14 protein-coding genes are annotated in these 14,093 nt (G+C 60.2%); 9 read left to right on the forward strand and 5 right to left on the reverse strand.

The genetic code is table 11. The features are described from left to right. Positions 1–1,673 (reverse strand): alpha,alpha-trehalase TreA (gene treA, locus GV764_RS09480; RefSeq protein WP_161659943.1); only part of this gene is annotated, 1,673 nt, incomplete at its 3' end. Between treA and GV764_RS09485 the strand changes: the two genes are divergently transcribed. Beyond that, complete coding sequence (locus GV764_RS09485) at positions 1,657–1,848, forward strand: hypothetical protein (RefSeq protein ID WP_161659944.1); 192 nt, start codon at positions 1,657–1,659, stop codon at positions 1,846–1,848. The genes treA and GV764_RS09485 overlap by 17 nt on opposite strands. Positions 1,849–1,863: 15 nt before the next feature. Here GV764_RS09485 and GV764_RS09490 read toward each other — a convergent pair whose 3' ends face one another. The 4 genes from GV764_RS09490 to GV764_RS09505 are packed head-to-tail and all read right to left on the reverse strand — an operon-like array spanning position 1,864 to position 5,848. Further along, a complete protein-coding gene (locus GV764_RS09490) occupies positions 1,864–2,637 on the reverse strand; it encodes an ABC transporter ATP-binding protein (protein WP_236651861.1) in 774 nt (257 codons plus the stop codon). 5 nt (positions 2,638–2,642) lie between these two features. After that, positions 2,643–3,602, reverse strand: coding sequence for an ABC transporter substrate-binding protein (locus GV764_RS09495; protein WP_161659945.1), 960 nt, complete (start codon positions 3,600–3,602; stop codon positions 2,643–2,645). A 49-nt stretch (positions 3,603–3,651) separates the two neighbouring features. Further along, positions 3,652–4,494 (reverse strand): ABC transporter permease, encoded by an 843-nt coding sequence (locus GV764_RS09500; RefSeq protein ID WP_236651862.1) that lies wholly within the window; start codon positions 4,492–4,494, stop codon positions 3,652–3,654. Positions 4,495–4,501: 7 nt separating this feature from the next. Further along, on the reverse strand, positions 4,502–5,848 hold the full coding sequence (locus GV764_RS09505) for an LLM class flavin-dependent oxidoreductase (protein WP_161659946.1): 1,347 nt from the start codon (positions 5,846–5,848) through the stop codon (positions 4,502–4,504). Positions 5,849–6,159: 311 nt separating this feature from the next. Here GV764_RS09505 and GV764_RS09510 point away from each other — a divergent pair, with 311 nt between their 5' ends. The 8 genes from GV764_RS09510 to GV764_RS09545 all read left to right on the forward strand — a co-directional run bounded on the left by GV764_RS09510 (position 6,160) and on the right by GV764_RS09545 (position 14,006). Beyond that, positions 6,160–8,091, forward strand: coding sequence for an FTR1 family iron permease (locus GV764_RS09510; protein WP_161659947.1), 1,932 nt, complete (start codon positions 6,160–6,162; stop codon positions 8,089–8,091). Positions 8,092–8,125: 34 nt separating this feature from the next. Further along, on the forward strand, positions 8,126–8,653 hold the full coding sequence (locus GV764_RS09515; protein ID WP_125292073.1) for an iron transporter: 528 nt from the start codon (positions 8,126–8,128) through the stop codon (positions 8,651–8,653). Between the two features lie 108 nt (positions 8,654–8,761). Beyond that, positions 8,762–10,135 carry a Fe-S-containing protein gene (locus tag GV764_RS09520; RefSeq protein WP_161659948.1) on the forward strand — a complete coding sequence of 458 codons (1,374 nt, stop codon included), beginning with the start codon at positions 8,762–8,764 and terminating at the stop codon, positions 10,133–10,135. A 2-nt stretch (positions 10,136–10,137) separates the two neighbouring features. Continuing rightward, positions 10,138–11,421 (forward strand): ABC transporter permease, encoded by a 1,284-nt coding sequence (locus GV764_RS09525; protein ID WP_161659949.1) that lies wholly within the window; start codon positions 10,138–10,140, stop codon positions 11,419–11,421. Beyond that, on the forward strand, positions 11,411–12,541 hold the full coding sequence (locus GV764_RS09530) for an ABC transporter permease (RefSeq protein WP_201743136.1): 1,131 nt from the start codon (positions 11,411–11,413) through the stop codon (positions 12,539–12,541). Before GV764_RS09525 ends, GV764_RS09530 begins: the two co-directional genes overlap by 11 nt. Before the next feature lie 4 nt (positions 12,542–12,545). Further along, positions 12,546–13,238: an ABC transporter ATP-binding protein gene (locus GV764_RS09535; protein ID WP_161659950.1), complete on the forward strand. Its 693-nt coding sequence runs from the start codon at positions 12,546–12,548 to the stop codon at positions 13,236–13,238. Next, positions 13,225–13,710: a TlpA family protein disulfide reductase gene (locus tag GV764_RS09540; protein WP_144129237.1), complete on the forward strand. Its 486-nt coding sequence runs from the start codon at positions 13,225–13,227 to the stop codon at positions 13,708–13,710. The genes GV764_RS09535 and GV764_RS09540 overlap by 14 nt, the downstream gene beginning before the upstream one ends. After that, on the forward strand, positions 13,710–14,006 hold the full coding sequence (locus GV764_RS09545; RefSeq protein WP_161659951.1) for a c-type cytochrome: 297 nt from the start codon (positions 13,710–13,712) through the stop codon (positions 14,004–14,006). Before GV764_RS09540 ends, GV764_RS09545 begins: the two co-directional genes overlap by 1 nt. Positions 14,007–14,093 lie beyond the last annotated feature (87 nt).

A 14,093-nucleotide genomic window follows, 5' to 3' on the forward strand; every position in this document is an offset into this window, starting at 1 on the left:
GCCGACGAACCCGCCGCCCCCGGCCGCGTCTGCGGCACACTATCACACGGCTTCTGCGCCGCGCACAACTTATCCAGCATCATCAACGTAACCCCGTTAGTCCACCCGAACCCATCCTGCAACGGGTATTCCCCGCCGCCACCCCCGGTCCCGGTGCTGGACACGTCATATTTCTCCACCAGCTTCTTCTCGCGGTCATAGGTGTGCTGGACGTTAGTCAGGAACCGCCAGGTCACTTCCATCGACAAATCCTGATGACCGTAATTCTCCAGCCCCACGGCGGCAACCCACTGGAGCGGCGCCCAGCCGTTCGGCGCATCCCACTGCTGGCCAGTGTTTACCGTGGTGGTCACCACGCCGCCCGGTTTCAACAAGTGCGACCGGGTGGCGGTCGCCACTTTCTCGGCGCGATCCTGGGCGGCAGCGTTAACAAACAACGGGAACAGCGCGGCGGCGGTCAGCGGGTCGCGTACCGCTTTATGACGCAGATCGTAATCGGCGTACCAGCCCTGCTTATCGTTCCACAAGGTCGATTCCATCGCCTGCTGGCGCTGGCTGGCGAGTTTGTCGTAGCGCGCCGCGCTCGCTTCATCGCCCGCCGCTTTGCTGGCGTGGGACAGCGTTTTTTCCAGCTGATACATCAGGGCGTTCAGATCCACCGGGATAATCGACGTGGTGTGGATCGAGCCCAGTTGCTGCGGGTTATCCATCCAGCGTGAGCTAAAGTCCCAGCCGGAGGCCGCGCCCGCGCGCAGATCGCGGTAAATCTCGGTTGCCGGGCGATCCGGATTGTTCTTCGCGGTGGTCACGTCATCGAGCCAGGATTCGGTACGCGGCGTGTCGCGGTCGTCCCAGTAGCGGTTAAGTAGCGCGCCGTTTTCCAGTTTCACCACCCGCTTGCTGGCGCTGCCCGGCGCAAGGCTGTCGCCGCCTTCCATCCAGTATTGATACTCTCTGGTCAACTGCGGCTGGAAGGTTTTGAGCGCGGATTTATCGTGGGTCGCCAGCAGCTCGACCATCAGCGAGAAAAACGGCGGCTGGGAACGGCTCAGATAGTAACTGCGGTTGCCGTTGGGAATATGGCCCCAGGTGTCGATCTCATAAGCGAAGTTCTTCACCATATCCTCGATTTTGTCCCAGTGACCGCTCTCCGCCAGGCCCAGCATGGTGAAATAGCTGTCCCAGTAATAGACCTCGCGGAAGCGACCGCCCGGCACCACATAGGACTCCGGCAGCGGCAGCAGCGAATCCCATTTCGCGGCTTTATCGGTGGTGCGCGTCAGCACCGGCCACAGCCCGTCGATATGCTCGCGCAGGCTTTGCCCGGCAGGTGGAACGTATTTCTCGCCCGCTTTCGGCAGGTCGAAATTGAGGTTTACAAAGTGGCGCAGATCGAAACCCGACTGGTTACGCTGCATCCGGTAATCTGCGAGGATCATATACGGGTCGCTTTTGGGCACCGCATCGGCAAAGGTTTTCTGATCGGGGAACAGTTTGGCGCTCTGGACATCGGTAAACAGCGGGCCAAGCAGCACATCGGGCGGCTGCACGGCGGCTTTGGGCTGATCCTCCGCCTGCGCGGATGGCGGGCCGAAGAGTAAAAACGCGCTGCCCAGCGCAATCTGAATAGCGAACAACAGGGTACGGGGTTGGCGCATGGCTGATTTTGTCATCAATGATTCTCCATATAGGGCGTTCAGCGCAGGGGCTGAAAACAACCATAGAAAAACCTTAGACGAATATTGGCGAAGCGATGAACCTGATGTGGCAAATCTGAGGTTTACAGACGAATTCGCTGGCAATCTGGCAAAAAAAACGCCCCGGTTTTCACCAGGGCGCGGTAAGTAATGTAAATACAGCGGCTTAGTGTAAGCCAAACTCCGCCATTAACTGTTGGCGCAATACCACAAACTCGCTCTGGCTGCGCAGGCGTGGGCGGGGCAGGGTGACGTCGATGAAGCGGATCTCCCCGCCTTTATGCTTCGGCAGCACCAGCACCCGGTCCGCCAGATAAATGGCTTCTTCCAGATCGTGGGTCACCAGGATCATGGTGACGTTCTCCTCCGCCCAGATGCGCGCCAGCTCCTCCTGCATGGTGATTTTGGTCATCGCATCCAGCGCGCCCAGCGGCTCATCCAGCAGCAAAATTTCCGGCTGCACGGTCAACGCCCTGGCGATGCCAACGCGCTGGGCCATCCCGCCGGACAGCTGGCGCGGCCAGGCTTTTTCAAATTCGCTCAGTCCCACCAGCGCCAGCGCCTTGCGGGCGCGCTGCCGGGCTTCGTGCTTCGCCACGCCCTGGACATCGAGGCCAAAGCTGACGTTATCCAGCACCGACAGCCAGGGCAGCAGACGCGGCTCCTGAAAAATCACCGCTCGCTCGCGGCTCAGGCCATGCACCGCGTTGCCGTCAATCAGCACGTCCCCGGCATTCGGCTCTTCCAGCCCGGCCAGGATGCGCAGCAGGGTGGTTTTGCCACAGCCGCTCGGCCCGACGATGGCGATGCTTTGCCCGGCGCTGATATGCAGATTCAAATCGCGGAATACATCAAACTGCTCGCCGTTAAGGGAAAACGATTTGTATACGCGCTGCACGGAGACTTCGCCGCGGCGGATATCGGTTGCTGTGGTCATCATTCACCTCACTGCGCGTTAAACAAGACGTTAGTCACCTGGATCTGGCCTTTACCCAGCGCGCCGTCGCGCTCCAGGATATCGATCCAGTACTGCACATCGCGATCTTCGGCTTTGCCGCCAGGGCGCACCCCATAGCCGGTAAAATACCGGGCCACTTCCGGGTTTTCACCGCGCGCCTTCAGGACCTTCGCCATAATGGTGCGCACCTCGGCGGGATGTTCGCGGGCATAGTCCAGCGCGCGGGCCGACTGCTGTACAAAGGTTTTCGCCGCTTCCGGGTGTTCCTGTACGAAATCCTCGCGCAGTACGGTAAAGCCGCCCGCGATCTCGCCTAATACGGCGGTATCGTTAAACACCGGACGCAGGCCGCCATGGCTGCGGGCCACGCCTTCAAAGGTGGTTTGCCAGTAGCCGAACGCGGCCACATCCACCTGCCCGGAACGCAGCACCTGCTCAAGCTGCGGGCCGGGGACCGCCACCGGCTTAGCGGCGTTTTGCGGTAAACCCGCCTGGCGTAACGCTTCACGCAGGGTGTAATCCAGATGCGCGCCCAGGGTATTGATCGCCACGGATTTACCGGCCAAATCTTTCACGGTCCTGATCGGGCTGTCTTCCCGCACATAGAAGATCGACTTTGTGGTGTTATCGATGCCGTTAGTGGGGTAGGCGGCCACAAACTTATTCCCGCTGGCGATAGAGTTCAGCACCGCCGGGGTGGCGGCGGAGCCGATATCCACGCTGCCGGAAGCCAGCGCGAATAAGGATTCCGGGCCGCCGCTGGCATAGCCTTTGTTTTCAATCGACACGCCGGTGCCGTTGAAATAACCCAGCGCGTCGGCCAGTTCATGGGCGGAGATGCCGCCGTAGCTGGCCAGATAACGTAACGTGACGTTATCCTGCGCGAGTGACGAAAAACTCAGGCTGGCAAAGGCGAATGCGGCAAATAAGGCGATGCGTTTTTTCATTTTTAAATCCCCAAATAAGTCAGTCAACGTACGAAAAGTGAACAGCTTTTTAATGGTTATGGGTATTCCAGCGACACAGACGGCGTTGCAGGGTGACCAGGATGCGGTTAGCCATCAGCCCGAGGAATGCAAGCAGGAAAATGGCGGCGAACATCATCGGGATCTGGAAATTGTATTGCGCATTCATCACCTGGAAGCCGATGCCTTTATTCGCGCCAATCATCTCGGCGGCAATCAGCAGCAGCAGGGCGGTGGTGGCAGAGAGACGCAGACCGACGAAGATCGACGGCACCGACGCAGGCACAATCACCCGACGGAACACCGTTAAACGGCGCGCGCCAAAGGTTTTCGCCATCTCCAGCAGCTTCGGGTCCACCTCTTTTACGCCGCTGATGGTTGCCAGCAGCACCGGGAACAGCGCGGCCCAGAAAATCACGAACACTTTGGATGCTTCGCCCAGCCCGAACAGCAGGATGAACACCGGATACAGCGCCAGCGCCGAGGTCTGGCGGAACAGCTGCAACAGCGGATCCAGCGCGCGCTCCAGCGGGCGGATCTGCCCCATAAACAACCCGAGCGGAATACCCATCACCACAGCCGAGAAGAACGCCAGCCCGGCGCGTTGCAGGCTGATGGTGATATCGTCCAGCAGCGCGCCGGAGCTGATACCGTTCCACAGGGCATAAAACACCTTATCCAGCGGCGGGATCACCGCCGGGTTCAGCCACCCCTGGGTACTGGCGATTTGCCAGCCCGCGAAGAAAAACACCAGCAGGCCGTAATCGGCGCTGAAGGCCAGCGCGCGCTTACGCCATTTCCCGGAAACCGCCAGCCTGACGCCGGGGCCGCGCGCCCGTGGGCGTACCCATACTTTGCTGAAATCAGTCATCATGAATCCCTCATGCCACTTTGCTGTTGCGGATAATGGAATAACGGTTTTCCGGGTAGGGTAAGCCTAAGTTTTCGCGCAGGGTCGTGCCTTCGTAGGCGGTGCGGAACAGGCCGCGCTGTTGCAGCTCCGGGATCACCAGCTCGATAAAGTCGTTCAGTGCGCCCGGCAGGTACGGCGGCAGAATGTTGAACCCGTCGGCGGCTTCGTTTTCAAACCACGCTTGTAGGGTATCGGCCACCTGTTCAGCGGTGCCGACGATAGTGAAGTGGCCGCGCGCGGTGGCGATCCACTGGTACAGTTCGCGGATAGTGAACTGGTGCTCGTCAGCGATCTGGCGGATCAGCGCCTGGCGCGATTTCATCCCTTCGGTGGCAGGCAGCGGCGGCAGCGGGCCGTCAAGATCGTAATCGGCGAAGTTCAGGGTGCCGCCGGTCAGGCCGTTGAGCAGCGCCAGCCCGTCTTCCTCGACGATCAATGAGGTCAGCGCGCGGTATTTTTCCCGGGCTTCTTCCTCGGTACGGCCCACAAACGGCGCGACGCCGGGCATCACCAGAATATGTTCCGGGCGGCGGCCCAGCGCCCTGGCGCGGTTTTTGATGTCGCGGTAGAACGCCTGAGCGGTGGAAATATGCTGGTGAGAGGTGAAAATCACCTCGGCAGTGGCGGCGGCCAGTTCACGCCCGTTATCCGATTGCCCGGCCTGGACGATCACCGGATGCCCCTGCTGCGAGCGCGGCACGTTGAGCGGCCCTTTCACCTTAAAGTGTTTACCGACGTGATCGGCGGTGTGCACTTTGTCCGGGTCGATAAACTGCCCGGAAGCTTTATCGCGAATAAAGGTATCGTCTTCAAAGCTGTCCCACAGTTTTTTCACCACGTCCACGTGCTCCTGAGCGCGCTCGTAGCGGTAATCATGCGGATGCTGCTGGTCGAGGTTGAAGTTCACCGCCGCCGCGTCGGTGGCGGTCGTGACCACGTTCCAGCCCGCGCGGCCCTGGGAAATCAAATCCAGCGAGGCAAATTTACGTGCCGTGTTGTACGGCTCTTCGTAAGTGGTGGAGGCGGTGGCGATAAAACCGATGTTTTTGGTTAACGGCGCCAGTGCGGAAAACAGCGTCACCGGCTCGAACCCGGCGATTTTGGCGCGGCCGCCTTCGGTGCCGCCTTTCGCCGGGACCGCCAGTCCGTCGGCGAGGAAGTACGCGTCAAACAGGCCGCGTTCGGCGGTCAATGCCAGCTGTTTGTGGAATTCGAAACTGGTTGCGCCGTCAGCGGGCTGATCGGGATGACGCCAGGCTGCCACATGCTGGCCGCCGCCAGGAAGAAATGCGCCGAGTTTAATTTGTCTTGTCATTGTTCATCTCCATCATATTCGCAGACGTGTTTGTTAACGTTTTGAGAGCATAACGTTGCGCAGATTTGAAAATGAAATATCAATTCCTGAATTCAATAGCTGGAATGTGGGATTGGCGTCACGTAAAGGGCGGGGAGGAGGGTAATTCGCCCGCTAGCACAAAATTCAATCAAAATGGTGTCATTCATCCCGGTTTTTGAAAGGTAACGTCAATAATTGTCACTTATATGATCTTAATCATGTACAAAACCTGACAAAACAGGTAATGATAATGAATATTATTTAGATTATCAGGGCGTACCGTGTTCAACATGCGTTCATTCTTTCTTGCCGTTTGCTGCTTGCTGGTGAGTTCACTGGCGTGGGCAGCCACCGATTACTCCCCTTATATCAACGACATTAAAACTCGCCTCGATAAAACCGCCACGCTGTATCAGCAGCAACAGGTCAATGAAGCCCGCCGCGAAGTGCAGATGGCCTACTTCGAAGTTTTCGAAAATCTCGAAGGCCCGATCCGCATTAATATTTCTGCGCAGAAAAGCTACCAGATGGAGAGCACCTTCGGCGAAATTCGCAAAATGATCGGCGAAGGCAAGCCCGTGACCGAGGTGCAGGGCAAAATCGACTGGCTTAAGAACGAACTGGACCAGGTTGAACCGGTGCTGGACGGCGGCCACAAGCTGGTGGCGGAAGAGCAGCACGGCGCGTACAGCAACGGGGACATCGCCCACTACTGGCAGCAAAGTTTCCAGACGATCGACGATCTGCTGGCCCAGGCGGTGACCCAGTATCAGGAAGGACAATTCACGGCGGCCAGCCAGAGCGTGCAGCAGGCCCATTATCAGGGTTTCAAAAACTCGGAAATGGAAATGTCGGTGCGTAAAAATCGCTCCGCCCAGCAGGCCGCCGCGATCAATCAGCAGTTCACCACGCTTATCGCCCTGACCGCCAAACCGGACAATCTTAACGATGTCGCTTACGGCGTCACCACGCTGTTGCAGGATATCGAAGATGTGCTGCCTGGCCTGCCGACTACCCGCGACACCCAGGCCGTGAGCGCGCCGCAAAGCGGTGATGCGCCCGCCAAAGCCGATACCGCCGCCCAGGCCGACTGGGGCAACGTGTCCGCCAGCATCAACAGCAGCCTGAAAGAAGCCATTGCGGTTTATCAGGACGGCAATGTGCAGGACGGCATGATGGCGGTGCAGGACACCTATTTCGACCTGTTTGAAGCCAGCGGCATGGAGAACAAAGTCGGCTCCCGCGACGCTGCCTTTAAAACCCAGCTCGAAGGCCATTTCACCCGCCTGGTCAGCCTGATGAAAGCCGGGCAGCCGGAAGCGGCGCTGAATGCCGAAGCACAGGCGCTGGAGCAGGATCTGGCGAAAGCGGTTTCGCTGCTCGGCGAAGGCGAGCAAACCCAGTGGAGCCTGCTGCTGTACAGCCTGATGATCATCGTGCGTGAAGGGCTGGAAGCACTGCTGATCGTCGCCGCTATCGTGGCTTATATGGTGAAAAACAACCATCAGGACAAGCTGCCGCTGATCCGCCAGTCGGTGGTGGTGGCGCTGGTGTGCAGCGTGATCACCGCCGCGATCTTCCAGATGCTGTTCACTAACTCAGGGGCCAGCCGCGAACTGCTCGAAGGCGTCACCATGCTGATCGCCGTGTTTATGCTGTTCTCCATGAGCTACTGGCTGCTCTCCAAAGTGGAAGCCCGCCACTGGAAAGCCTGGCTGGAGGGCAAACTCTCAAATTCCCTGAGCCGCGGCTCGCTGATCGGCCTGTGGATGACCAGCTTCCTGGCGGTCTACCGCGAAGGCGCGGAAACCGTGCTGTTCTACTACGCGCTGGTGGGCGACGCCAGCAACGTCTCCGGCCACCTGGCAATTCTTGCCGGTTTTGCCATCGGCTGCGTGGTGCTGCTGGTGGCCTGGCTGGTGATGCGCTACTCGGTGGTCAAGCTGCCGCTCAAGCCGTTCTTTATGTTTACCGGCAGCTTTATGTACCTGATGGCGTTTGTCTTCGCCGGGAAAGGGGTACTGGAGCTGATCGAGGGCAAGCTGTTCCAGCCCACGCTATTGCCAGGCATGCCGGAAATCGGTTGGCTGGGCATCTACCCCTATGTTGAAACCTTACTGCCGCAGGCCGCTTTACTGGTCGCCGCGCTGATCGCCCTGTGGGTGATGCAACGGCGCGGGGCGACCGTATCCGGGCCAGACATCATTAAAAGCAAACCTTAACTGAATTTTTCTTTGAGACGAGAGGATAAGTCTGATGACCATCAAGAAGAGCCTGATTGCCAGTGCCGTGATCGCCGGGATTTTTACCGCCCCTGCGGCGTTTGCCTTTAAAGAGTACCCGGCGGGCGAGCCGGTCACCATGAACGAAATGGAGCTGGCGGCGGTTTACCTCCAGCCGATCGACATGGAGCCGCGCGGCATGGGCCTGCCGGCCGCCAAAGCCGACATTCACCTTGAAGCGGATATCCACGCGGTGGAAGGCAATAAAAACGGCTTCGGCGCGGGCGAGTGGATCCCGTTCCTGACCATTAATTACACCCTGGTGAACACCGATACCGGCGCGAAACAGGAAGGCACTTTCATGCCGATGGTGGCGAGCGACGGCCCGCACTACGGCGCGAACATTAAAATGATGGGCGTGGGCAACTACAAAGTCACCTACCACATCGATCCGCCGTCAAAAGCGGGCATGCATCGCCATACCGATGGTGAAACCGGCGTAGGCCGCTGGTGGAAACCGTTTGACGTCAGTTACGAATTCAAGTACGTCGGGCTGAACTGATCGCCGCCATCGCACAAGAGGCAAAACGATGTGACCAGGGTGTCGGCTATGCCGCCGCCCTTTTCTGGTTTTACGCTACGGCGGTTTTGAGCGCATTGAGTTGACGTTATGAGTTACTTTTTTGTCACGACCCTGCAGGCGTTTTTGTGTATCGCGCTGCTGTGCGGGGTGAATGGGGTGCGGCGGGCGGCAACGCTGCGTCCGCTGGTGTGGGTAAGCCTGCTTGCCCTGGCGCTGGGCGGCTGGCTGGGGCGGCAATTGCCCGCTAATCAAACGCTCCAGCTGACGCTGACCGGCGTGGAAATCGCGGTGCTGCTGCTGTTTTTGTTAACCTGGCGTCATCCTTCCTCGCGTCTCGGTTACCTCTGGCAGGGGGTGCTGATTTTCGGCGCGGCCCGCCACTGGGTGCAGGACCCGAATCTCGGCGCGGTCACCACCACCCATGTGCTCAATACCGATTTGCTGCTCAATATCACCGCGCTGGCAGGCGCATTCGCGCTGCTGGCGCTGGCGGCGGTGCTGTGCGCCATGCTGCTGCGCCGGATGCCGCGCGCTCAGTGGCCGACCGTTATCGCCGTCACCGTTCTGCTGCTGGTGCCGCTGGCGGGCGATTTGCTGCTGCTGTTGATGAAACTGCAAGTGTTGCCGCTGACCAAAACGTTGCTGAGCTTTGTCTCCCGCGTCACCAATAACGCCCCGTGGTTTAACTGGGCGGGTGCCGCGCTGCTGCTGGCGCTGGCGGCCTGCTGGTTGCCGGCGCTACAGCGCCGCCGTAACGCCATGGCGCAAACCCACGAACCGATCCCCCATCGCCTCGCCCGCGCCCGTTATCTGGGCGCGCGCCGTTTGTTGCTCACTGCCGGGTGCGCCGCAGTGTTGATCGCCGCCGGTCAACTGTACTGGGATGTAGTGGCCTCTCAGCCGCCGCGCCTCTCTGAAGCCAAACCGGTGCTGCTGGAAAAAGACGGCAAGGTGCATATTCCCATCGAACAGGTGCGCGACGGCAAACTGCATCGCTTTGTCTGGGTCGCCGACGACGGCAAAGCGGTGCGCTTCTTCGTGATCAACCGCTACCCGGATAAGCTGCGCCTCGGCGTGGTGTTCGACGCCTGCCTGCTGTGCGGCGACCAGGGTTACGTGATGGAGGGCAACCAGGTGATCTGCGTGGCTTGCGGGGTACATATTTTTATCCCGTCTATCGGCAAAGCGGGGGGCTGTAACCCGGTGCCGATTGAGGGCTGGCAGAGCGATGACAAAGAGTTGACCCTGACCAGAGCGTCGCTGGAAGCGGGGGTGAACTACTTCTCCACCGTGATCAGCATGAAGGTCACCGATCCGGTGAACGGCGCGACCCTGACCAACGACAAAGCCGAATACAAATTCAGCTACGGCGGCAAAACCTGGTTCTTTGCCTCTGAAGCCAACTACAACCGCTTTCGCGATGCGCCGGAACAGTTCGTGCCGGGCGAGAAGGAGGAGTAACCATGCTGTGGCGAATGCTGCGTCAGACCTGGGGACGAAATCTGCGCCGGAAACTGCTGGCGGTATTGACGGTATTCCTGGCCTCCGGGCTGATTTCCGCGCTGCTGGCGGTGTCGATCGATATCGGCGACAAAATGTCCCGGGAGCTGAAATCCTACGGCGCGAATATCCTGATCGAGCCAGCGGGGCAGGCGGCACTGCCCGCGCTGTTCAGCGAGCAGAGCAATCCGCTTTCCGGCCAGGATTTTCTCGATGAGAAAGAGTTGCCGAATATCAAAGACATCTTCTGGCGTAATAACATCGTCGGCTTCGCGCCGCTGCTGGGCGGCGAGGTGATGCTCAACGGCAAGCCGGTGAATATTCTCGGCACCTTCTTCAACCAGCCGGTGGGCATCCCGGATGAAGAGGATTACCGCATCGGCCAGCAGGCGGTAAGCCCGTACTGGCAGGTAACCGGCGCGTGGCCGCTGGAGCCGGTGGGCGCAGAGCCGCAGACCCTGGCAGGCCGGGCGCTGGCGAAGCGCCTCGGGCTGAAAGCGGGAGATGTGCTGACATTGCAGGGCGAGAAAACCGCGCAAACCGTCACCGTTAGCGGGATTCTGGCCAGCGGCGGCGATGAAGACAATCAGTTAGTGATGCCGCTGAGCGTCGCGCAAACGCTGCTGGGATTACCCGGCAAAGTGCAGGCGATCCGCGTGTCGGCGCTGACCGTGCCGGAAAACGAACTGTCGCGCCGCGCCAGGGAAAACCTCGACGCCCTGAACGCCGAAGAGTACGACCTGTGGTACTGCACCGCGTTTGTCTCGTCCATCGCCCATCAGCTTGAGGAGGCGATTTCCGGCTCGGTGGTGCGCCCGATCTGGCAGGTGGCGGCCTCGGAAGGGGTGGTGATCGACAAGATCCAACTGCTGCTGGCGGTGGTCACTCTGGCGGCGCTGGTGGCGGCAGCGATGGGCATCGCCTCGCTGATGACCAGCACCATTATGGAGCGCGCCAAAGAGATCGGCCTGATGAAAGCCCTCGGCGCGCGGCAGTGGCAAATCATGCTGCTGTTTTATCTCGAAGCGGCGAGCAGCGGATTGCTGGGCGGCGCGGCGGGCTGCGTGGCGGGCTGGGGGCTGGCGAAGTCCATCGGCCTGATGCTGTTTGACGCGCCGTTGAATTTTGCCTGGGTGGTGGTGCCGTGCGTGCTGGTGGTGGCGGTGCTGATCGCGCTGATCGGCACCTGGTTCCCGGCGCGGCGCATTGCGCGGCTCTACCCGGTGGAGGTGCTGTATGGGCGGTAAGCATGCCATGCTGTGGCTACTGGTGTGGCGCGCGCTGCGCCTGCGGATGCAACGCGTCAGCGTGGTGTTCGCGGCGCTTACCGTCGGCGCGGCGATTGTCACGGCGCTGTCAGCGGTCTATTTCGATATCAATGCCAAAATGAGCGAAGAGCTGCGCACCTTTGGGGCCAACTTTTATATCGGGCCCGGCCACGGCAAAAGTATGGATCAGCGCGAGCTACAGCCGATTATCGACGATGCGCCGCCGGGCCTGATTAACGCCGCCAGCCCGATGCTCTACGGCATGGCGCGCACCGAGCTGGAAAAAGTGGTGGTGATGGGCGTGTGGTTCGAATCGATGCCGAAGCTCGCCCCGTACTGGCAGGTGACCGGGGACTGGGTGGGCGTTAACTTTGACGATCGCAATGCTATGGCGGGCGTCAAACTGGCCGAGCGGCTGAACCTGAAAGTCGGCGACAGCGTCACCGTGATTACCGATGACGGCAAGAAAAAGCTGCGTATCAAAGGGCTGGTGGAAGCAGGCGACGCCACCGACAACATGCTGATCGTCAACGTCGACCTGGCGCAAACCCTGCTGCACAAAACCGGCGAACTCAACCACGCGCTGCTCAGCGTGAATAACGATCTCGGCCAGGTGGATCAGTACGCCGACACACTGCAAAAACAGTATCCGCAGCTCGATATCCGCCCGATCCGCAAAGTCTCGGCGTCGGAAGGCCAGGTGCTGGACAAAATCAAAGGGCTGATGGGGCTGGTCTCGATCGTGATCCTCGCGCTGTCGTCGCTGTGCGTGAATACCACGCTGATGGCGATTGTCGGCGAGCGGGCCAAAGAGTTCGCCCTGCAAAAAGCGCTGGGGGCAACCCACCGGGACATCATCCGCCAGATGCTGGCGGAGACCGGGCTGATCGCCCTGGCGGCGGTGGTGTGCGGCTGGGTGCTGGGTTATTTACTGGCCCAACTGCTGGGCATGACGGTGTTTAACGCCACCATCGCGCTGCGCCTGCCGGTGCTGCCGATCACCTTAATTTTATCGCTTCTGGTCGCCGCTGCGGCGGCCATTGTCCCGGTGCGCCGCGCGGTGAGCGTCGAACCGGCAAAAGTTCTCAAAGGAGAGTAGCGCTATGTCAGTATCGCGCATTCCGCAGGCGGTCATTGAAACCCGCCATCTGTATAAACGCTTCGGCGACGTCACTGCGCTGGACGACATCAATCTGCGCATCGCGCGCGGCGAGTTTGTGGCGATCATGGGCGCGTCCGGCTCCGGGAAAACCACGCTGATGAACATTCTTACCTGCCTGGATACGGTGAGCGACGGCCAGGTGTTTCTCGACGGCACCGACGCCGCCGGGCTGGACGAAGAGGGCCGCCGCCGCTTTCGCGCCGAGAAAATCGGCCTGGTGTTCCAGCAGTTCCACCTGATCCCGTTTCTCACCGCGCTGGAAAACGTGATGCTGGCGCAGCATTACCACAGCGTGGTGGATGAAAACGCCGCCAGAGCGGTGCTGGCGCAGGTCGGCATGGAGCACCGCATGACGCACCTGCCGAGCCAGCTTTCCGGCGGGGAGCAGCAGCGGGTGTGCATCGCCAGGGCGCTGGTCAACGAGCCGCCGGTGATTTTTGCCGATGAGCCTACCGGCAACCTTGACGAAGAAAACGAAAGCCGGGTACTGGCGCTGTTAAAGGATCTGCACCGTCAGGGGCGCACCATTGTGATGGTGACGCACAACCCGGCGCTCGGCCAGTTCGCTGACCGGGTGATCCGCCTGCAACACGGCAAATACCTGAGCGAGGAGCGAAACCATGCGCTGGCGTAATCTGCTCTTCATCCTGCTGGTGGCGCTGGCGGGCTGCAAAGAGGAAAAACTGGCGTTGGGCGAACCGGCGCCGCAGCTGGCGGCCTTCGACAGCCAGGGGCATGAGGCGAAACTGGAACAGTGGCAGGGCAAGGGCGTGTACCTGAATTTCTGGTCCGCCAGCTGCGGCGGCTGCCTGGCGGAGATGCATACGCTGGAAAAACTCAGCCAGCAGTGGGGCGATAAGCTGGTGGTGGTGGCGGTGAATACCGATAACGACGCGGTGGATATCGCGCCGCTGCTGGCGCAGCACCACATTAGCTACCCGGTGGTGCGCGACCAGATGAAAATCACCCAGGAGCGTTACCAGGTGATCGGCACGCCGACTTCGTTTCTGATTGACGCGAAAGGCCGGGTGATTGATATGCACCAGGGCGCGCGCAATGAGCAGGCGCTGACGGCAACTTTCCGTAAACTGGCGGGGGAAGGGTGATGACGCTTCGGATGCTGATGGTGTGTGGTCTGGCGTTTGTGTCAACCAGCGTTGCCGCGACGGAGGATTACCCGCGGCAGTTCCAACGTGATTGCTCAAGCTGCCACGGGCGCAAGGCGGATAAAACGGCGTTTAACAAAGCGCCGCCGCTGATTACGCTCACCGAGCAGCAGGCGGTGGAGGGGATGACGACGATCCGCGACGGCGGGGGGAATAGCGCGGCGGCGCGGGCGAAGGCGAAGCTCACCGATGAGCAGATTCAGGGCCTGGCGGCGTTTATTCAAACGCAAAAATAGGTGTGACGCTTTTGGGGGGGTGTTTTTGTTTTTGTTTTTGTTTAGTGGAATTGTTCCGTTCGGTGGAATGGTTCCGTTGAGTGGAAT

The sequence above is a fragment of the Atlantibacter hermannii genome (assembly GCF_009907385.1).
GTDB classification, from domain to species: Bacteria; Pseudomonadota; Gammaproteobacteria; order Enterobacterales; family Enterobacteriaceae; genus Atlantibacter; species Atlantibacter hermannii_A.

What these genes read in the sequence shown, in the direction of transcription:
- GV764_RS09485 (WP_161659944.1), top strand. Translation starts at nt 1,657, where the DNA reads ATGGCTGATTTTGTCATCAATGATTCTCCATATAGGGCGTTCAGCGCA.
- GV764_RS09490 (WP_236651861.1), bottom strand. Translation starts at nt 2,637, where the DNA reads ATGATGACCACAGCAACCGATATCCGCCGCGGCGAAGTCTCCGTGCAG.
- GV764_RS09495 (WP_161659945.1), bottom strand. Translation starts at nt 3,602, where the DNA reads ATGAAAAAACGCATCGCCTTATTTGCCGCATTCGCCTTTGCCAGCCTG.
- GV764_RS09500 (WP_236651862.1), bottom strand. Translation starts at nt 4,494, where the DNA reads ATGATGACTGATTTCAGCAAAGTATGGGTACGCCCACGGGCGCGCGGC.
- GV764_RS09505 (WP_161659946.1), bottom strand. Translation starts at nt 5,848, where the DNA reads ATGACAAGACAAATTAAACTCGGCGCATTTCTTCCTGGCGGCGGCCAG.
- GV764_RS09510 (WP_161659947.1), top strand. Translation starts at nt 6,160, where the DNA reads ATGCGTTCATTCTTTCTTGCCGTTTGCTGCTTGCTGGTGAGTTCACTG.
- GV764_RS09515 (WP_125292073.1), top strand. Translation starts at nt 8,126, where the DNA reads ATGACCATCAAGAAGAGCCTGATTGCCAGTGCCGTGATCGCCGGGATT.
- GV764_RS09520 (WP_161659948.1), top strand. Translation starts at nt 8,762, where the DNA reads ATGAGTTACTTTTTTGTCACGACCCTGCAGGCGTTTTTGTGTATCGCG.
- GV764_RS09525 (WP_161659949.1), top strand. Translation starts at nt 10,138, where the DNA reads ATGCTGTGGCGAATGCTGCGTCAGACCTGGGGACGAAATCTGCGCCGG.
- GV764_RS09530 (WP_201743136.1), top strand. Translation starts at nt 11,411, where the DNA reads ATGGGCGGTAAGCATGCCATGCTGTGGCTACTGGTGTGGCGCGCGCTG.
- GV764_RS09535 (WP_161659950.1), top strand. Translation starts at nt 12,546, where the DNA reads ATGTCAGTATCGCGCATTCCGCAGGCGGTCATTGAAACCCGCCATCTG.
- GV764_RS09540 (WP_144129237.1), top strand. Translation starts at nt 13,225, where the DNA reads ATGCGCTGGCGTAATCTGCTCTTCATCCTGCTGGTGGCGCTGGCGGGC.
- GV764_RS09545 (WP_161659951.1), top strand. Translation starts at nt 13,710, where the DNA reads ATGACGCTTCGGATGCTGATGGTGTGTGGTCTGGCGTTTGTGTCAACC.